The sequence below is a fragment of the Blastococcus sp. OS1-29 genome, from assembly GCF_057628075.1.
This window is the reverse complement of the sequence record NZ_JBXXJK010000007.1, coordinates 120,015-137,856: the sequence shown is the minus strand read 5'-3', so window position 1 is coordinate 137,856 and position 17,842 is coordinate 120,015. Positions and strand designations below refer to the sequence as shown.

The window sequence follows — 17,842 nt, the reverse complement described above, 5'->3', positions numbered from 1 at the left end:
CGACGGGGGGCCAGGGTGTCCTTCTACTACCCTGTCCGGCGTGCAGGGCTTCGGAGTGGACGTCGGCGGCAGCGGCATCAAGGGATGCCTGGTCGACCTCGACGTGGGCCAGCTGATCGGTGAGCGGGTGCGCATCGAGACGCCGCAGCCGTCGCTGCCCGACCTCGTCTACGGGGTGGTCGCGCAGATCGTGAGCTCCTTCGGCTGGAGCGGCCGGATCGGCGTGACGTTCCCGGGTGTGATGAAGCACGGCGTCGCGCACACCGCCGCCAACGTCGACAAGAGCTGGATCGGCACCGACGTCGACGCCGGCCTGTCGGAGCTGATCCCGGGCGACGTCGTCACGCTCAACGATGCGGACGCCGCCGGGATCGCCGAGATGCGCTACGGCGCGGGCCGGGACCAGCAGGGCGTCGTCCTGATGCTGACGTTCGGGACCGGCATCGGCAGCGCCCTGTTCGTCGACGGCCATCTGGTCCCCAACACCGAGTTCGGTCACATCCAGGTCGACGGCGAGGACGGCGAGCGGCGCGCCTCGGCGGCCGCCCGCGAGCGGGAGGACCTCGACTATCCCGACTGGGCCCAGCGGGTCGACCGGTATCTCGACGTGCTGGAGGCCGGCCTCTGGCCCGACCTGATCATCGTCGGCGGCGGTGTGAGCAAGAAGGCGCACAAGTGGGTGCCGCTGCTCACCACCCGCACTCCCGTCGTCCCGGCGCAGCTGCAGAACGACGCCGGCATCGTCGGGGCGGCACTGGCCGCTGCGGAAGGCAAGGAGTCGACCTGACGGGTGATGCTGGAGTGAAGCAGGAGGTCCTGGCCTTCAGCACCCGCCGTCGGGAGCCGATGGCACACGCAGAGTGAAGAACGTCCTGGAACGTCCGGGTTCGCCTCGTCGGAGCGAGGTCCGGGTATCCGGGACGGTGGAATACCGCCAGCACGTCGTTACAATGAGAGAGCCCCAGCCCGTCGCCCTCCAGCCGGGAGGGATCCCCCGCCCGTCCAGCGGCCAAACGCCGTGCGGTCTGCCGGGACCTCTCACTGCCGGGCAGCGAGAACCGGAGCCGCTGTCCGGGGACCACACGGTCCTCCGGGGAACGAACCCAGCACGGGAAGGAACCTGAGTGCCCGCCGACCAGCCAGCACCGGACGAAGCCGTAGCGAGCACCCGCTCGACGAAGGCCGCCACCGGTACCCGGGCTCCCCGCACCAGCGCCGCCGCCGCCAAGACGGTCAAGAGCGTGACGGCCGATGCGGGCACGGCCGGCGCCGCGCCGGCCGCCCGGAAGAAGGCCCCGGCGAAGACCGCCGCCAAGGGCACCCGCGCCAAGCCGACGATCGCCCCGTCGCCGGGCGCCGCAGAGGGCGCGGTCCTGACCGCGGTCGCCACGGACGGTTCCGCCGTCGCGGTGGTCGCTGCCGGGACCGAGGGTCTCAAGCTCGACGAGACGGTCGTCGCCGGTCCCGACGGTGTCGCCGTCGACGCCGAGGAGGAGGCACCCGCCGAGGGCGGCGCCGAATTCGAGTGGGACGACGAGGAGGAGTCCGAGGCGCTGCGGCAGGCCCGCAAGGACGCCGAGCTCACCGCTTCTGCCGACTCCGTCCGCGCCTACCTCAAGCAGATCGGCAAGGTCGCGCTGCTCAACGCCGAGGAGGAGGTCGACCTCGCCAAGCGGATCGAGGCCGGGCTCTACGGCGCCGAGCGGCTCCGCCAGGTCGAGGAGGAGAACCAGAAGCTGTCGCCGCAGATGCGCCGCGACCTCAACTGGATCGTCCGCGACGGCGAGCGCGCCAAGAACCACCTGCTCGAGGCCAACCTGCGCCTCGTCGTATCCCTCGCCAAGCGCTACACCGGCCGCGGCATGGCGTTCCTGGACCTGATCCAGGAGGGCAACCTCGGCCTGATCCGCGCGGTCGAGAAGTTCGACTACACCAAGGGCTACAAGTTCTCCACGTACGCCACCTGGTGGATCCGCCAGGCCATCACCCGCGCCATGGCCGACCAGGCTCGCACCATCCGCATCCCCGTGCACATGGTCGAGGTCATCAACAAGCTCGGCCGCATACAGCGCGAGCTGCTCCAGGACCTGGGCCGCGAGCCCACTCCGGAAGAGCTGGCCAAGGAGATGGACATCACCCCGGACAAGGTGCTGGAGATCCAGCAGTACGCCCGGGAGCCGATCAGCCTGGACCAGACGATCGGCGACGAGGGCGACAGCCAGCTCGGTGACTTCATCGAGGACTCCGAGGCCGTGGTGGCGGTCGATGCGGTGAGCTTCACGCTCATGCAGGACCAGCTGACCAGCGTGCTGCAGACGCTGTCGGAGCGGGAGGCGGGCGTCGTCCGCCTGCGGTTCGGCCTCACCGACGGTCAGCCCCGCACCCTGGACGAGATCGGCCAGGTCTACGGGGTCACCCGTGAGCGGATCCGGCAGATCGAGTCCAAGACGATGTCGAAGCTGCGCCACCCCAGCCGCTCGCAGGTCCTCAGGGACTACCTGGACTGAGCGGTAGGACTGCTCTTCGCGAGGCCCCCGACGGGATTTCCGGTCGGGGGCCTCGCTGCGTCCGGGGCAGCTTCCGGGGTGTTGTTGACGCTTCGGGCGTTGTGCAGTTCCCCGAGAGCGTGCACAGGACCCCCAGAGCAACCGACGAGGCCGAGGCCCGTGGATCGGGCTGAGCGCGTGACCCGGACGGGTCACAGTGTCATCGCGATCGGGTGACGACCAGTGTGCGCGGCATCGTGTCGGGTAGACGGCGTAGCGTGGGTGTCGTCAAGACAGCAGTGGACCCACGGTCGGCCGACATCCCGTCGGCCGGCACATGACAACCAGCACGTGCAGCACCGGTTCCACCCCAGTGACGTCCCCTGCTGAACCCGTTCCACCCAGGTGTCCCAACGGTCACGGACTCATCTCTTTCGGCGAGTCCGCGGTCACAGGCCATCGGATCGGGAACACGAGGGGTCATCCTGGCGCTGTGCAGGAGGCCGATCCGCATTCGCGGATCCGTGCGGTAGAGAGCGAGTGATGAGCCAGATGACCCAGACGCTGACGACGACCCCGCCCACCGATGACCTCGTCATTCCGTTCCACTGCGACCGCTGTGGAGCTCTCGCCAAGGTTCGGGTCGTACTCGCGAGCGGCAGCGACCTCGTCTTCTGCGGGCACCACGCCCGCGAGTACGAGACGAAGTTGCGCGATATCGCGGTCGACATCATCGACACGGACGGCGAGCAGCACGTGACAGCGTGATGGAGTAGGTATCGTCGCGCCCGCGATGACCGCCTCACCCGACGACGCCGCCGCGTCCTCCACCCCTCACGGGGCCGGGGGGCCGGCGGCTCCGTCGTTTCCGGGAACCCCCGGTCGGCGACCTCCGGAGGACTCCCCCATGCCCCAGCACCCTGCCCTCTCCGACGATCGGCTGTCGGACGACACGGTGAAGCACGCCCCGCTGCCCGACGAGACCGTGCGCATGCGGACCGACGGCCCGGCACCGGACGGCGGTCCCACCCGGCCTCCGATCGACGCCGCCGACGACACCCGTCCGGTGACCCGCGACTGGCTGCTCGGCGCTCCCGACACCGACCCGGGTGCCGCGAATGCCGCGCCGACGCCTGCGGCGACCCCGCCGGCGCACGCGTCCCAGCCGGCGTCCGACGACTGGAACACCGAGGCGTTCGAGCGCACGGCCGCCGTCGAGGCGCCCGCCGCGTCGGACGACGACGAGGACGCGACCACCACCCTGGGCGCCGTCCCCGACGAGTTCGGCGACGACGAACCGTCGACGCCCGCCGGTCCCCCGCCGGGGAACGAACCCCCGGGACCCGAGGACCGCGGCCCCTGGTGGCGCCGTCGGGCGGTACTCGTCCCGGCCGGCGCCATCGCCGTCCTGGCCGCCCTCTACGGCGGGGACCTGCTGATCTCCTCCGGCGACATCCCGCGTTCCACCGTGGTCGCCGGCATCGACATCGGCGGCCTCTCCCCCGCCGCTGCGGCCGGCGCTCTGGAGAAGCAGCTCGCTCCCCGCGTGCAGGCGGACCGCACCGTCGTCGCGGAGGACGTGAAGGCCACACTCCACCCGGCCTCGGCCGGGCTCGCGCTCGACGTCGACGGCACCGTCGACGCGGCGGACGACCAGCCGCTGAACCCGTGGACCCGGCTGACCAGCCTGTTCAGCGACCGCGAGATCGAGGCGGTCATCTCCCGCGACCGGACGGCGCTCGGCGCCCAGCTGGACGCCCTCGCCGAGCAGGTCGACCGCGCGCCGGTCGACGCCACGATCACCATCGACGGCACGACGCCGACCGTCGTCGACCCGGCGGACGGCCGCACCCTGGACCAGAAGGGCGCGGGCGCGGCCATCACCGCGGCCCTCGCGTCCGGCGACGATCCGAGCACGCCGATCGAGCTGCCGGTCGACGTCGCCAAGGTGAAGGTGGACAAGGCCGGCGCGCAGAAGGTCCTCGACGAGACCGTCACGCCGGCGCTGTCGGCCCCGGTGACCATCCAGGGCTCCGACGGGACGACCGCCGCCGTTCCCGTGTCGGCGATCGCCGCCTCCCTGACCTTCACGCCGAAGGACGACGGCACGCTCGCCGTGGCCATCGATCCGGCCGCGCTGCAGACGGCCATGGGTGACGACCTGAAGGTCTTCGGCAGCGGCGCGAAGGACGCCCGGTTCGAGGTGTCCGGGGACTCGGTCACCGTCGTGCCGTCCGTCGACGGCGTCGGGATCGCGCCCGACCACCTCGCCGAGCAGCTGATGACGGTCCTGACCCAGCCCGCGCCGCGCACGCTCACCGCCGAGCTCGGCCCGGTCCCGGCCGACTTCACCACCGAGGAGGCCCAGGCGCTGGGCATCGTGGAGAAGGTCAGCAGCTTCACCACGAACTTCACGATGTCGCCGAGCGCGACCAACATCCGCGTGATCGCCGAGAAGGTCAACGGCGCGGTGGTGAAGCCCGGCGAGACGTTCAGCCTCAACGGCTTCACCGGCCCACGCGGCACGGCCCAGGGCTACATCCCGGCCAACGTGATCGAGCACGGCCAGCTCGCCAAGGCGGTCGGCGGTGGCATCAGCCAGTTCGCGACCACGATGTTCAACGCCGTGTTCTTCGCCGGGCTGGAAGACGTACACCACAAGACGCACAGCTTCTACATCAGCCGCTACCCGGCCGGCCGGGAGGCCACGGTCTTCGACGGCGTGATCGACCTGGCCTGGAAGAACGACACCGACACCGGCATCTACGTGCAGACCCAGTGGGCGTCCGGCGGCTCGATCACCGTCACGTTCTGGGGCACCAAGCACTACGACATCGAGTCGGTGAGCGGCGAGAAGCGCAACGTCACCCAGCCCGCGGTGCAGGAGAAGCCGGCCGGCGAGGACTGCATCCCCCAGTCGGGTGCGGCGGGCTTCGACATCACCGTGACCCGCGTGTTCAAGGACCTGAAGACCGGCGCGGAGATCCGGCGCGAGCGGTTCAACACCCACTACATCCCCGAGGCGGTCATCCACTGCGTGGCGCCGGCCCCGGACGGGACGACGCCGGTGGTCGCCAACTGACAACTGACCGGCGGCCCGCCGACGGCTGAGTCCTCCGCGGCACGGGACCGGGCCCGCGTCGCGGCCCTGGTCGGGCACCGACCAGGACCGCGGCGTGCACACTGGGCAGGTGAGCACCGTCCTGCCCTCAGGCGTCCCGGCGCGCGCCGGGACGCCGGCGGCGGACGACGACGCACGACAGGACGACGGGGGCGCGACGGCGCGCCCGGGCCGGCTGGCCGACTGGCCCGCGCCGGTGCGGGTGCCGCTGGAGGTCCTCGGGAAGACGATCGCCAAGGCGTGGCAGGACCGCATCCTCGGCCTGTCGGGCGAGGCGGCGTTCTGGCAGATCCTGTCGGTGCCGCCGCTGCTGATCGGGCTCCTGGGGTCGCTCGGCTACCTCGGCAACGTCATCGGTGCCGGTTCGGTCACCCAGATCGAGGACCGGCTGCTCGACGCCTCCGCCAAGGTGCTCACGCCCGACGTCGTCGACTCCCTCGTGCGGCCGACGCTGGCCGACATCCTCGGCTCCGGCCGGCTGGACGTCGTCAGCCTGGGCTTCCTGCTCTCGCTGTGGGCCGGGTCGTCGGCCACGGCGACGTTCATGAACACCGTCGTCATCGCCTACGACCAGCGCGACGTGCGCGGCCCGATCCGCACCCGGTTGAAGGCGCTGTGGCTGTTCGTCGTCGGCATGGTGCTGGCGGTGCTGACCCTGCCGCTGCTGGTGCTCGGACGCGGCGCCCTGGTCGGTCTCCTGCCGGACCGGTGGCAGGCGACGGCGACGGTCCTGGTCAACGCCGTCTACCTGCCGTTGGTGGTCCTCGGGCTGCTGCTTGCGCTGACCACCTTCTACAACGTGGTGCTGCCCAACCGGCTCCCGTGGCGGCGGCACCTGCCGGGGGCGGTCTTCGCGGCCGCCTTCTTCCTCGTCGCCGCCGTCCTCCTGCGGGCCTACGTCGCCGACGTCCTCACCACCGCGCTGCCCTATGGAGCGCTCGCCACCCCGATCGGCGTCCTGCTGTTCGCCTTCTTCTTCGGCATGGCGGTCCTGCTCGGCGCCGAACTCAACGCCACCATCCAGACCCGGTGGCCGGCGCCGCTACGCCGACACGACCGGCGCCGGCGCGAGCGGCGCGCCGCCAAGCTCGAGGCCGAGGCGCGCAAGCTCGGGCTGTGACATTGCGATCCTCCGGATCGCACCGCGGCCAGGTGCCGTGCCGCTGCTGCGCGGAGCCCCTCCGTCGTCCCCTGCGCGGACCCTCCGGGCCCACTCGGGACGACATGCCTCGGTCCCGATTACTTCCTGAGCGTTTCGTAGACCTCTTTGCAGGCCGGGCAGACCGGGCTGCCGGGCTTGGGCGACTTCGTCACCGGGAAGACCTCGCCGCAGAGCGCCTCGACCATGGTGCCCATGACCGCGCTCTCGGCGATCTTGTTCTTCTTGACGTAGTGGAACACCTCGTTGGCGTTGCCGGTGTCGGAGTCGCGGACGTCGGGGCGCTCCAGGATGTCGGAACTGCTCATGGCGTACTCCCTGCTCGGCTGGTGGTGTCCGCCCACCATGATGACAGGGTGCATCGCCCATCCGTCTCCCCTCCCGAACTCCCGGCCGGCACGGTCCTCTCCCCCGAGGTGGCCGCCGCGCTGGGGGCCGGCCGCCCCGTCGTCGCGCTGGAGAGCACGCTGCTCGCCCACGGGCTCCCGCGGCCCGACAACCGGACGGCGGCCGACGACGTGGAGGCCGCGGTGCGGGCCGGCGGCGCGGTCCCCGCGACGATCGCGGTGCTGGACGGGGTCCCCCATGTGGGCCTCACCGCCGAGCAGGTGGACCGCGTCTGCGCCGACCCCGACCTCGCCAAGCTCGGCGTCCGGGACCTGCCGGTGGCCGCGGCGCTCGGTCGCAGCGGGGCCACCACCGTCTCCAGCACCGCGTTGCTGGCGGCCGCCGCCGGGATCGGCGTCTTCGCCACCGGCGGCCTGGGCGGCGTGCACCGGCAGGCGGCCGACACGTTCGACGAGTCCGCCGACCTGACCGCGCTGTCCCGGACGTCGCTGGTCGTCGTCTGCGCCGGGGTGAAGTCGATCCTCGACGTGCCGGCGACCCTGGAACGGCTGGAGTCCCTCTCGGTCACCGTCGTCGGCTACCGGACGACGACCTTCCCCGGGTTCTACGTCGCCGACTCCGGCTCGACGCTGGACTGGTCGGTCGCCGACCCGGCGCAGGCCGCCGCCGTGTTCGCCGCCCGCCGCGCGCTGGCGCCCGGAGCGGTCGTCGTCGCCAACCCGCTGCCGGAGCAGGAGCAGCTGGACCCCGAACTGCACGACCGGGTGATCGCCGGCGCGCTGGCCGCCGCCGAGCAGGCCGGCGTGCGCGGCAAGGACGTCACGCCGTTCGTCCTCGACCACCTGCACCGGGCCAGCGAGGGCGCCACCCTGGCGGTCAACGTCCGGCTGGTCCTGCGCAACGCGGAGCTCGCGGGCCGGATCGCCGCTGCCCTCAGCGAGCTGCCGCGGTGACGGTCGTCGTCGTCGGGGACGTCGCGACCGACGTGGTGGTCGTCCTCGCGGGCGAACCCGCGCCGGGGTCCGACCGCCCTGCGTCGATCAGCACGCGCGGCGGCGGGGCCGCGGCGAACGTGGCCACGCACCTGGCCCGGCTCGGGACGCCGGTCGCCCTGGCCGGGTGCGTCGGGGACGATCCGCCCGGCGCTGGGCTCGCCGCCGAGCTCAGCGCGGCCGGGGTGACGCTGGCGCTGCGCACGACGCCCGGCGTCCCGACCGGCACCATCGTGAGCCTCGTCGAGCCGGGCGGCCAGCGCAGCTTCCTGGCCGACCGGGGGGCCAACCTGGAACTCGCGGCCGGGGACGTACCCGCCCCGCGCCCCGGGGGCCACCTGTACCTCTCCGGGTACGCGCTGCTGCACCCGCGACCCCGAGCCGCCGGGCTGCAGGCGCTGCGCGACGCACTGGCCGTCGGCTGCACCGTCTCGGTGGACCCGGCATCCACCGGTCCCCTGGCGCTGTACGGCACGCAGCGGTGGCTCGACGACACCACGGGCGCCACGCTGCTGCTGCCCAACGCCGCGGAGGCGCGGCTGCTGACCGGCTGCCGGGACCCCGCGGACGCGGCGCGGGCGCTCGCGGCGCGCTATCCGATCGTGACGGTCAAGCTGGGGGCCGACGGCGCGCTGTGGGCCTCGGGCGACCTGCTGGTGCATCGGCCGGCCCGGCCGACGACGGTCGTGGACACGACCGGCGCCGGCGACGCCTTCGCTGCCGGTCTGCTCGCGGCGTGGCTGGCGAACCCGGATGTCGACCCGGCCGCTGCGCTGGACGCGGGCCAAACGCTGGCCGCCGCCGTCGTCCGGCATCCCGGGGCGCGCTGACGGTCAGCCGTCGATGACCCGCGCGGGGCGCGGCGCCTCCAGCTCGCGGTCGGGCCGGTGGGTGTACCGGTTCGGGTCGACGCGCTTCTTCGGGGGCCCGTCGTTGGCCATGACCACCGCGATCCAGGGCAGCACCGTGCCGAGCACGGCGAAGATCAGCATCAACCAGACGACGTGGTAGAAGACCGCCGCGAGCACCAGGGACACCGCGCGGATGCCCATCGTGAGCGCGTAACGCCTCTTCCGGGCCGCATGCAGCTCGGCCTGGCTCGGCTGGGCCTCGGTGATGAGCACGGGCTCGGGTCGGCGCGACCGCGGGAACTGCTGGCTCGAAGCCACGGGCATCCATCCCCTCGCTGCCGGACCCTCGCGTCAGGCCCGTGCGTCCACACCCATCGTGCCACCGGCGAGCGCCCCCGCGCCCTGCCGGAAGCTACTTCGCGGCCGCTTTCGCCGCCTGCTTCTGCTCCTTCTTGAAGGCCCGCACCTCGAGCAGCGTCTCGGGGCCGGTGATGTCGGCGACCGAGCGCCGTGAGCCGTCCGCGCCGTAGTCGCCCGCGGCCTCCCGCCAGCCCGGCGGGGTGACGCCGTACTGCTTGCCGAGCAGCGCCAGGAAGATCTTCGACTTCTGGGCGCCGAAGCCCGGCAGCTCCCCGAGCCGTCGCAGCAGCGTCGCGCCGTCCGGCACATCGGCCCAGAGATTCTCCGGGCGTCCGTCGTAGCGCTCGACCAGCAGCCGGCAGAGGTCCTGGGTGCGCCCCGCCATCGAGCCGGGGTACCGGTGCAGTGCGGGCGGCCCCTGGAAGACGCGGACCAGTTCCTCGGGGTCCGCGGCGGCGAGGTCGGCGGCGGACAGCGACTCGACGCCGAGCCGGTCGGCGAGCAGCCGGGGCGCCCCGAAGGCGCGCTCCATGGGGAACTGCTGGTCGAGCAGCATCCCGATCAGCAGTGCGAGCGGGTCGCGGCTCAGAAGCTGGTCGGCGGCGGCGTCCTGGGCGATGCACAACTGAGGCACGCCGGCAGTGTGCCGCAGCGAGCGAGGTGCCGACGCCGCGGTATGTCACAGGCACTCTCGATCTGTCGGCGGATCAGCCGATGTCACCGGGCCGGGGGGGAGCCCGCCCCCCTCATCCGAGCCTCCCCGGTAGCGGACGGGGCCGCTTGGTGGCTCCCGGTTGTCAGCGGCCCCAGCCCATCGCGCTCGGGTTGTTCTCCTCGCCGAGCGACCACCATGCGAGCTGGCCGGGGGCCAGGGTCAGATGGGCGAACTCGGTCTGGCCCGGGAGACGCGCGCTGAGCGTCACGAACTGGTTGCTCGCCCGGGCTGTCTCTATCTCCCCGGCGCGACTGGTCAGATCGACGGAGTCTTCCAGTTCCCAGAAGAGACCCGTCCCGGCCATCCGCAGAATCTTCGGCATGTCTCAGCCAATCAGTCGCAGAACTCACAGCACCAGCCGGGCATCATGCTCGCCACCGCGGGGATCGGACAGCTCGAGTCTCGATCGGTTCGCCGCCGGCGCGAGAGCCATCAGAGACGTATGGCGCGGTCATCCGGCATCCTGAGTGCGAGGAGACACACGCCCCGGCCCCACGCCCGGGGGACAGCACGGCACGCCCGGGCCTCCGGCCTGGGCCCTCAGCGGCGTTTGCGGACCGAGTGTCGCAACTGCAGGATGCGTGCGCTGCCGAGGATGAGGGTGAGCAGGATTCCGCCGACCGCGGCGATGAGCAGCATGAGTGCAAGTGAGGTACTGCCGGTCAGCCCGAGGAACGTCACCTGCACGGTGTGGGTGTTCTGGATCATGAAGATGATCAGGGCAACGGTGATCAGCGCGGCGGCGCAGACCCCGACCCAGACCCGGCCGGTGCGCGTGCCGCGTACTCGTTGGCGTGGCTGGGAGGAGGGAGGGGCGGGGTTTCCCTGCCCGGCCGACGCCTCGCTCGGGGGAACCGGCGCCGCGTCGACGGGCACCACGTCGGGGCTGGGGGGCGGGGTGGAGTTGGTGTCGGGATGGAGAAGGGACATGGTCCGCTCCGCAATGGTGCTGTCAGCCGGTTCGGTGGGCACCACGGAGAGGACGTCACTCGTGCCGGACAGGATGAACGCTACGCGCTTCCAGCCTCGGCGACGGGACTTCGGGCCCAGATGGGAAAGGCAGTCGTGCGGGTCCTGGCGGACCTGTGTCCTCCACGCGCGGTCGTCCCTGCGGGCACGGTCGCGGGTCGACCGTCGGGAGGTCGGATTCAGTTGAGTGGGTGGCCGCCCTCGGAGTCCCACACTGCCGTCTCGGCGTCCCTCGCTGCCGCCACCCCAGCCGGGGCCGCCTGGTCGACGGGCAACCGGTCGACGGCCGGCTGCGCGGGTGGGACCGGCGCCGCAGCCGGGTGCAGCGCGGCGAGCACCGCGGTGGGTGTGTGCCGGTTGGCGCGGTCGGAAGCGGCGGTGAAGGCCTGCCGGGCGGCTGCCGCCGCCGTGTCCGGTGGAACGACGAGCAGGTCGAGCCGGCCGCGGGTGGTGTCGCCGGTCAGGTCGAGCAGCTGCGGGTCGATGCTGCGGAACCATCCCAGGCGGATGGTCCGGCCGTCGGCTGCCAGTCGCCGCGGGGCGGTCTCCCAGGCGTCGGGGTTGTAGGCGACCCGGGTCACCCGGACTCCCCGGCGGTGCAACTCCTGGACGAGACCCGGGAGTTCGTCGCTCAGGCTGCGGGTCCGCGGCCACCATGCCCCGTCCAACGTGGTGCGCTTCCCGGGTGGGTCGATGAGAGCCAGCCGGACCGGGTCCGCATCGCCGGTGCGAGGGTGCGGCGTGCCGGCAGTCCTCCGCGTCGTGCTGTCGGTGTCCACCGCCGGGTTCGCGGGAACGCGCGTGCGCCGGATGGTTGTCATGACCGGTCGGCTGGGCGCGGGTGGGTTGTCCGGATCGTGGTGGGTCCCATCGGGGACCGCCGATCTCCCTCCGCCAGCGGAGGGGCTGGACGCCGAGCTGGCGTCATCAGCGACACTACGCGCATCCCGCGCGTCGACAGGCGGCCGACCGCCAGCTCCTTTCCCTGCTGGGCCCAGGTCAGCGCACCGCCCAGATCGAGGACTCTACTGTTCCTCTTGACACATGCTGGTCCCGGCAGCATCCCGATCAGCAGTGCGAGCGGGTCGCGGCCGAGCAGCTCGTCGGCAGCTGGGTCGTGGGCGATGCGGAGGGTCGGCACACCGGAGATGGTGCTGTCGTGCGGTCCCGGTGCGATCACCCGGCGGCTCGACGTTCAGCCGCCCGAGCGCCCACGACGCCGGTGTCGGCGGCGACGTGCTCGGCGGCGTGCGCCACGGCCTCGGGCAACGTGGCGAAGACATGGCCCCGCTCGACCAGCGGCGCCAGGGTGCCGACCGCCGCGAGCAGCCGCCGGTGCTCGCCGCTGGCGCCCTTCACCAGCACCGTGATCCCTCGCCGGTGCAGGTCCTCGACGATCTCGCCGAGCACGTGCGCGCCGGTGGCGTCGAGCATCGCCACCGACGCCAGCCGCAGGATCACCACCTTGACGGCGGTCGTCGCCGTGATCTCGCGGAGGAACCGGTCGGCGACGGCGAAGAACAGCGGGCCGTCCAGCCGGTAGGCGAGCACCCGTCCCGCGAGCAACTCGTGCTCGGCGGCCGGGTCCAGGCCGTCGTCGGTCAGCGGTTCCGGAACGGCGCGGGCAGTGCGGGCCAGCCGCGCCAGGGCGAGGACGGCCGCGACACCCAGGCCCACCTCGACGGCCGTGACCAGGTCGAAGGCGACGGTGCACAGCGCGGTCAGCACGAAGACCAGCGCGTCGCCGCGGGTCGACCCCAGCACCGCCCGGGCCGTGTGCCGCTCGACCATCCGGTAGGCGGTGACGAGCAGGACGCCGGCCAGCGCGACCAGGGGGATCCGTCCGACCAGCCCCGAGGCGGCGTAGACGATCGCGGCCAGCACGAGCGCGTGGGTCAGGGCCGCGACGCGGGTGCTCGCCCCGGCTCGCGCGTTCACCGCCGTCCGGGCGATCGCGCCCGTGGCGGGCAGGCCGCCGCAGAGCCCCGAGGCGATGTTGGCGAGCCCCTGTCCGAACAGCTCCCGGTCGGGGTCGTGCCGCGGTGCGTCGGTCATGCCGTCGGCGACCCGCGCCGACAGCAGGCTCTCCAGGCCGGCGAGGAAGGCGACGACGGCCGCCGCACCGACCAGGTCGCGCGCGTTGCCGAGGTCGGGCAGCGCGGGCATCGGCAGCGCGGAGGGCAACGCGCCGATCCGGGCGACGTGCGCCCCGGACACCTCGACGACGACCGTGACGACGGCGACCGCCAGCAGCCCGGCCGGCAGCGACCGGTGCAGCTGTGGCAGCACAGCGGTCAGGAGCACCGAGAGCGCGAGGAGGGCCAGCATCGCCCAGTCCGGTCGCACCGCGAACCGGGCGACCACCAACGCCGCCGCCCCCACGGCGTTCTCCACGTCGGGCTTCGCGACGCCCAGGGCGCTGGGCATCTGCTGGGCGGCGATCACCACCGCGATGCCGAGGGTGAAGCCCTCCACGAGCGGCCACGGCACGTAGGCCAGCAGCCGCCCCAGCCGCAGCACCGCCGCGGCCACCACCAGCACCCCGGCCATCAGCGCGACCGGGTAGACCACCCCCGGTCCGTGCTCGGCGACCAACGGGACGAGCACCACGGTCATGGCACCGGTCGGGCCGGAGACCTGCAGCGAGGAGCCACCGAAGATCGCCGCGACCGCGCCCGCCACGACGGCGGTGACCAGGCCGGGCCCGGCGCCCACGCCGGAGGCGACGCCGAAGCCGAGTGCCAGCGGCAGTGCGACCACGCCGACGGTCACCCCGGCGGCGAGATCGCGGGGCCAGGAGCGGCGCAGCCCCGCGTAGTCGGCGCGCCGCGGCAGCAGGCCGAGCGCAGGCCGCAGCACGGTGCGCAACCGCCCGCCGATCATGCCGACGGCCGAGCCGGGTCGACGAGGGCCACCGCGTCGTCCGCCTGACCGAGCGCGGCCAGCAGTTCCTGGTCGTCCCGCAGCGTGCGGGTCAGCATCCGGCGAGCGACCGCCAGCAGCTCCGCCGTCTGCGGGTCGCGCAGCGAGCAGATGACCGTGTTCTTGAGCCGCCGGCTGTCCACCACCCCCGCCCGGCGCAACACCGTCACCTGCTGGGACAGGTGGGAGAGCTCCATCCCCGTCTCGGCGGACAGCTCGCCGATGGTGCGCTCCCGCTCCGCCAGCAGCTCGAGAATGCGCACCCGGCCGGGGTGGGCCAGGGCCTTGAAGAGGTCCGCCTTCGCGTCGGCGACGGGACGGCCAGGGGTGAAGGGCACGGCAACACTTTAGGAGTTGACAGATCTGTCAAACAGTTCCGAGCCGTGTGACCTCGGCGACGTCAGGCGTCCGGCGAGGCATCACGAGCCCGTCGTCGGACCAACTCCAGCGCGATGACGAGCAGGATTCCGACGACGGCGCCGATCACCGTCTCCACCCCTCGGTCGAACAAGAGCGACCGTACGGGCAGCGGCGCCGCGAGTTGCCCCATGAGCATTGCCATCGGGGTGATGAACAGCAGCGCGACGCCGTAGTGCCGCCCCACGACCAGCTCCGTGACGATCTGCAGGACGGCCACGATCAGGACGGTGGTGAGCGGACCGAATCCCGGGGCCAGCAGCGCCGCGCTGGTCAGCAGCCCGAGCAGGGTTCCGGACACGCGGTGTCCGGCGCGCAGCACCTGGGAGCGCAGCCCCGGCGCCGCCAGCGGCACCACGGCCGCGACCATCGCCCAGTAGGGGTGCCCGATCCCGATCGCGGTGGCCAGGCTGCCGGCCACCAGCACGGCCAGTCCGCTGCGGACCGCTTCCGCGGGCCGCGGGGAGGCGAGCGGGCGGGGGCGGCTGCGCTGGTGCCGCAGGACCGCGCCCGCGTTGCCGACGAGCAGGGCGAAGGCCGCGCTCGCCCCGGCGACCGCGGCCGCGACCGGCACGTCCGCGAGCGTGTGTGGCGCGGAGGCCACGGCGCCGAAGCCGAACACCAGGAAGATCGGGCCCGGCGGGTGCCAGTCCTGCGCCGCCGAGACCATCGAGCCCAGGACGGCGAACCCGGCCGTCACCCCGACGGCGACCCACGCCCGCGAGTCCAGCGTGCCGACCAGGACGCCGGCGACCACCGCGGCGACCAGCAGGGTGCCCGCGCTGAGCTGCATGGTCGCCCGGGAGAGGTGGATGTGATTGCGCCCGTACAGCGAGGTGAAGGCGCCGAACGCGGCGTAGGCCGACCACTCCGGATGCCCGAGCGCCACCACCGCCAGCAGCGGGACGAGGACGCTGGCGCCGGCGCGCAGGGCCACCCGGTGCGCAGACGGACCCGGGCGCACCTCCAGGAGGTCCCGCACCCTCAGCTGCAACGGCTCCCTCATGAGCACCTCCGCCTGCACAGCGCGGTCCGGACGGGCTGCGATTCCGGCTCGGGACGTGTCGTCCGTCGCTACGGGAGCTGCACGAGCACGGACGAGGGTCAGTACTCGCCCTTGATCACGAAGAAGGATCCGCGGATCGTGCCGGCCAGCTTCGACTTCTGGCGCGCGAACTTGAAGCGGGACGCCAACTCCTCGGGGACCTCCATCCCGTCGGAGAGCTTGAACCCGACAGCGCGCTTCGTGCCGTCCGCCAGGCCGTACATGACGTTGATCGACAAACCGGACTCGTAGAACACGTAGGTCATCCGCGTGCCGTCGACCTCGAAGGAGGTGGCCTCCAGGGGTCGGGACGCGATGACGAGGTCGCGCTCCTCCTTCAGGACGCGATGCACGTAGTCGACGGCGTCCTGCACCTGGTCCGCAGGGTCGACGGCGAACACGTGGCCGAACTTGTTCCTGTAGTAGCGGGCCTCGTTGGCCCGGAGCCCGGCGAGCGCGTCCGCGACGGGCGACGACTCCAGGCCGGCGGTGGACACGTTCTCGAAATCGACGACCTGTGGCACCTGGACCTCCTCGACGTATACGGCGCGGAGGGTAGCCGTGACCCGCGCAGCGGCTTCACGGTGGCGACGGCACGCCCGGTTCCGGCCGAGTGAAGACGCTGTCGATGCCGGCGAGCTGCAGCGCGCGGTCGACCTGGTGCGAGGCGGCGCGCAGCACCGGGTGCCGACCGGCGGCGGTCGACGCCTCCACGGCGGTCAGCAGCAGCGCGAGGGCGGACGAACTCATGAAGGTCACGCCCGCGGCATCGATCGCGTCGACGACGATCCGCTCGCGCCGGAGCGAGCTGGTGAACTGCGTGGCGACCGCGGTGTCCACGTCGCCGCGCAGGCACAGCACGCGGCGGTCGGGTTCCTCGCGCTCGATGGTGATGGCTCCCGCCGGAGGCCGCGGGTGCTCCCAGACGTCCATGTGCGCCTCCTCGCCCGCCGCGGACGCTACGACCGTCGTCCGCGGGGCGGAAGGGCCGTGGGCCCTGCGGAGGGAGGGTCAGCCGGCGGTGAACCGGCCGGTCGCGGCGCCGGTGAGGACGCCGTCCGGCAGTCGGCGGTCCATGAGGACCAGGAGCAGGTGCCGTGCGGCGCCACGGAGCACTTCACCGTCGCCGTAGGCCCAGTCCAGGTCGTCGGCCTCGAGCCGGATGCCGGCCAGGTCCGCCCCGAAGTGCTTCCGGCTCGACGGGGCGGTCGCGTGATCGAGGACGACGCGCAGGGCCCGCTCGCCGACCGGGTGCTCCAGCCCCAGCGGGACGGTGATGTCCAGACCATGGACGACGTCGTGCGTCAGGGCACCCGGGAGGCCGCCGCCCGGTGGCTTCCACGGGTGGCCGACGTTGCTCTGCCAGCCGTCGAGCAGCGTGGCGGTCGACGTCCCGGCGTCCCGGCGGGCGAGACGGTCGGCCATCCGTGCGAAGTTGCCGCGCGAGCGGGCCAGCTCGGCGAGGAACCGGGGCGCGGGATAGCGGAAGGGCATCGTCATGTGGGCGACCACCTCGCGGGTGCGCCAGCCCGCGCAGAGCGACGGGGCGTCCCAGTCGGCCTCGGACAGCGCGGCGAGGACGTCCCCGAACGCGCGTCGTTCGGCGGTGATCGTCGTCCGCAGGTCGTCGCTCATCACCGCTCCGCTGCGGTCAGCCGCGCCAGATGGGCGGCGAAACGGTCGAGCGAGGTGCGGAAACCGGCCTGGTTGGCGGGCTCCATCATGCGGGCCGGCACGTCGGTCTGCTCGATGTCGACCTGCGTGCGGTCCGCGCCGAGCTCGGTGAAGGTGATGGTCACCGTCATCCCCGAGGCGTCCTCGACCCAGGCCAGCCGCTCCGGCGGGCTCACCTCGACGTAGTGGGCGCTGGTCGGGTACCTGCTGCCGTCGGCGTCGTTGACCATGACGGTCGCGAAGGCGCCGCCGGGGCGGGCGTCCACCGTGATCGCGTCCAGGGGTGCGCTGACCCCGATCGGACCCCAGAAGTGGGTCAGGTGCTCGGGCTCGACCATGCAGCTGAAGACGAGGTGCCGAGGGGCGTCGAACTCGCGGGTGAAGCGCAGGACCTGCTCAGTCATGGGGAGCTCCGTTCGAGGGTGTGTGGAGGGTTCGGAGGTGGTCGTCGAGCTTGTCGAAGCGCTCCGACCACAGGCGGCGATTGGCCTCGATCCAGTCGACTGCGGCATCGAGGGCGTGCCGTTCCAGGTGGCAGGGGCGGAACTGCGCCTGCCGGCGGCGGGTGATCAGCCCCGAGCGTTCGAGGACCTTCAGGTGCTTCGAGATGCCCGGAAGGCTCAGCGCGAAGGGCGCCGCCAACTCGTTGACCGTCGCGTCGCCCTCTGCGAGCCGCGCCACGATCGCCCGTCGCGTCGGGTCGGCGAGCGCAGCGAAGGTCGCGTCGAGCCGTTCGTCGACCGCTGCCGTCATGGGCGTAGTTAACCAGCGAGCTATTTAGCT

The 17,842-nt window shown here is 72.6% G+C and carries 21 protein-coding genes; 7 read left to right on the top strand and 14 right to left on the bottom strand.

Annotated elements, in window-relative coordinates; all coding sequences use genetic code 11:
- Window positions 1–40: 40 nt before the first annotated feature.
- The 5 genes from ppgK to AC2H4J_RS18495 all read left to right on the top strand — a co-directional run bounded on the left by ppgK (window position 41) and on the right by AC2H4J_RS18495 (window position 6,727).
- The gene (ppgK, locus tag AC2H4J_RS18515; protein ID WP_487466365.1) at window positions 41–787 is read left to right on the top strand and encodes a polyphosphate--glucose phosphotransferase; all 747 of its coding nucleotides are present in this window, start codon (window positions 41–43) and stop codon (window positions 785–787) included.
- Window positions 788–1,124: 337 nt separating this feature from the next.
- Window positions 1,125–2,507 (top strand): RNA polymerase sigma factor, encoded by a 1,383-nt coding sequence (locus tag AC2H4J_RS18510; RefSeq protein ID WP_487466364.1) that lies wholly within the window; start codon window positions 1,125–1,127, stop codon window positions 2,505–2,507.
- Window positions 2,508–3,029: 522 nt separating this feature from the next.
- The gene (locus AC2H4J_RS18505; protein WP_487466363.1) at window positions 3,030–3,254 is read left to right on the top strand and encodes a DUF7455 domain-containing protein; all 225 of its coding nucleotides are present in this window, start codon (window positions 3,030–3,032) and stop codon (window positions 3,252–3,254) included.
- Between the two features lie 139 nt (window positions 3,255–3,393).
- Window positions 3,394–5,568 carry a VanW family protein gene (locus tag AC2H4J_RS18500; RefSeq protein ID WP_487466362.1) on the top strand — a complete coding sequence of 725 codons (2,175 nt, stop codon included), beginning with the start codon at window positions 3,394–3,396 and terminating at the stop codon, window positions 5,566–5,568.
- Between the two features lie 109 nt (window positions 5,569–5,677).
- The gene (locus AC2H4J_RS18495; RefSeq protein WP_487466361.1) at window positions 5,678–6,727 is read left to right on the top strand and encodes a YihY/virulence factor BrkB family protein; all 1,050 of its coding nucleotides are present in this window, start codon (window positions 5,678–5,680) and stop codon (window positions 6,725–6,727) included.
- Window positions 6,728–6,846: 119 nt separating this feature from the next.
- Here the strand turns inward: AC2H4J_RS18495 and AC2H4J_RS18490 are convergent, their stop codons facing one another.
- On the bottom strand, window positions 6,847–7,074 hold the full coding sequence (locus AC2H4J_RS18490; protein WP_487466360.1) for a DUF3039 domain-containing protein: 228 nt from the start codon (window positions 7,072–7,074) through the stop codon (window positions 6,847–6,849).
- Between the two features lie 48 nt (window positions 7,075–7,122).
- On the opposite strand from AC2H4J_RS18490, the gene AC2H4J_RS18485 reads away from it, so the two are divergent.
- Together AC2H4J_RS18485 and AC2H4J_RS18480 are read left to right on the top strand one after the other, a co-directional pair.
- Entirely contained in the window at window positions 7,123–8,067 is a 945-nt protein-coding gene (locus AC2H4J_RS18485) for a pseudouridine-5'-phosphate glycosidase (RefSeq protein ID WP_487466359.1), read from the top strand.
- On the top strand, window positions 8,064–8,936 hold the full coding sequence (locus AC2H4J_RS18480; RefSeq protein WP_487466358.1) for a carbohydrate kinase family protein: 873 nt from the start codon (window positions 8,064–8,066) through the stop codon (window positions 8,934–8,936). The genes AC2H4J_RS18485 and AC2H4J_RS18480 overlap by 4 nt, the downstream gene beginning before the upstream one ends.
- 3 nt (window positions 8,937–8,939) lie before the next feature.
- Here the strand turns inward: AC2H4J_RS18480 and AC2H4J_RS18475 are convergent, their stop codons facing one another.
- The 13 genes from AC2H4J_RS18475 to AC2H4J_RS18415 form a co-directional block, all read right to left on the bottom strand.
- Window positions 8,940–9,281, bottom strand: a complete 342-nt coding sequence (locus AC2H4J_RS18475; RefSeq protein ID WP_487466357.1) for a DUF3099 domain-containing protein — start codon at window positions 9,279–9,281, stop codon at window positions 8,940–8,942.
- Between the two features lie 88 nt (window positions 9,282–9,369).
- Entirely contained in the window at window positions 9,370–9,951 is a 582-nt protein-coding gene (locus AC2H4J_RS18470) for an HhH-GPD-type base excision DNA repair protein (RefSeq protein ID WP_487466356.1), read from the bottom strand.
- A gap of 163 nt (window positions 9,952–10,114) precedes the next feature.
- A complete protein-coding gene (locus AC2H4J_RS18465; protein WP_487466355.1) occupies window positions 10,115–10,354 on the bottom strand; it encodes a hypothetical protein in 240 nt (79 codons plus the stop codon).
- Window positions 10,355–10,572: 218 nt separating this feature from the next.
- Window positions 10,573–11,007: a LapA family protein gene (locus tag AC2H4J_RS18460; RefSeq protein WP_487466354.1), complete on the bottom strand. Its 435-nt coding sequence runs from the start codon at window positions 11,005–11,007 to the stop codon at window positions 10,573–10,575.
- A gap of 173 nt (window positions 11,008–11,180) precedes the next feature.
- A complete protein-coding gene (locus tag AC2H4J_RS18455; protein ID WP_487466353.1) occupies window positions 11,181–11,822 on the bottom strand; it encodes a DUF5994 family protein in 642 nt (213 codons plus the stop codon).
- Between the two features lie 355 nt (window positions 11,823–12,177).
- The gene (locus AC2H4J_RS18450; RefSeq protein WP_487466352.1) at window positions 12,178–13,860 is read right to left on the bottom strand and encodes a SulP family inorganic anion transporter; all 1,683 of its coding nucleotides are present in this window, start codon (window positions 13,858–13,860) and stop codon (window positions 12,178–12,180) included.
- A 20-nt stretch (window positions 13,861–13,880) separates the two neighbouring features.
- Window positions 13,881–14,261, bottom strand: a complete 381-nt coding sequence (locus tag AC2H4J_RS18445; protein ID WP_487466351.1) for an ArsR/SmtB family transcription factor — start codon at window positions 14,259–14,261, stop codon at window positions 13,881–13,883.
- Window positions 14,262–14,323: 62 nt separating this feature from the next.
- Window positions 14,324–15,346 (bottom strand): FUSC family protein, encoded by a 1,023-nt coding sequence (locus AC2H4J_RS18440; protein WP_487466350.1) that lies wholly within the window; start codon window positions 15,344–15,346, stop codon window positions 14,324–14,326.
- A gap of 98 nt (window positions 15,347–15,444) precedes the next feature.
- A complete protein-coding gene (locus AC2H4J_RS18435) occupies window positions 15,445–15,909 on the bottom strand; it encodes a hypothetical protein (RefSeq protein ID WP_487466349.1) in 465 nt (154 codons plus the stop codon).
- Between the two features lie 55 nt (window positions 15,910–15,964).
- A complete protein-coding gene (locus tag AC2H4J_RS18430; protein WP_487466348.1) occupies window positions 15,965–16,318 on the bottom strand; it encodes an STAS domain-containing protein in 354 nt (117 codons plus the stop codon).
- A gap of 78 nt (window positions 16,319–16,396) precedes the next feature.
- Window positions 16,397–17,020 (bottom strand): maleylpyruvate isomerase family mycothiol-dependent enzyme, encoded by a 624-nt coding sequence (locus tag AC2H4J_RS18425; protein ID WP_487466347.1) that lies wholly within the window; start codon window positions 17,018–17,020, stop codon window positions 16,397–16,399.
- Entirely contained in the window at window positions 17,020–17,463 is a 444-nt protein-coding gene (locus AC2H4J_RS18420; RefSeq protein ID WP_487466346.1) for an SRPBCC family protein, read from the bottom strand. The genes AC2H4J_RS18425 and AC2H4J_RS18420 overlap by 1 nt, the downstream gene beginning before the upstream one ends.
- On the bottom strand, window positions 17,456–17,812 hold the full coding sequence (locus AC2H4J_RS18415) for an ArsR/SmtB family transcription factor (protein WP_487466345.1): 357 nt from the start codon (window positions 17,810–17,812) through the stop codon (window positions 17,456–17,458). The genes AC2H4J_RS18420 and AC2H4J_RS18415 overlap by 8 nt, the downstream gene beginning before the upstream one ends.
- Window positions 17,813–17,842: the final 30 nt, after the last annotated feature.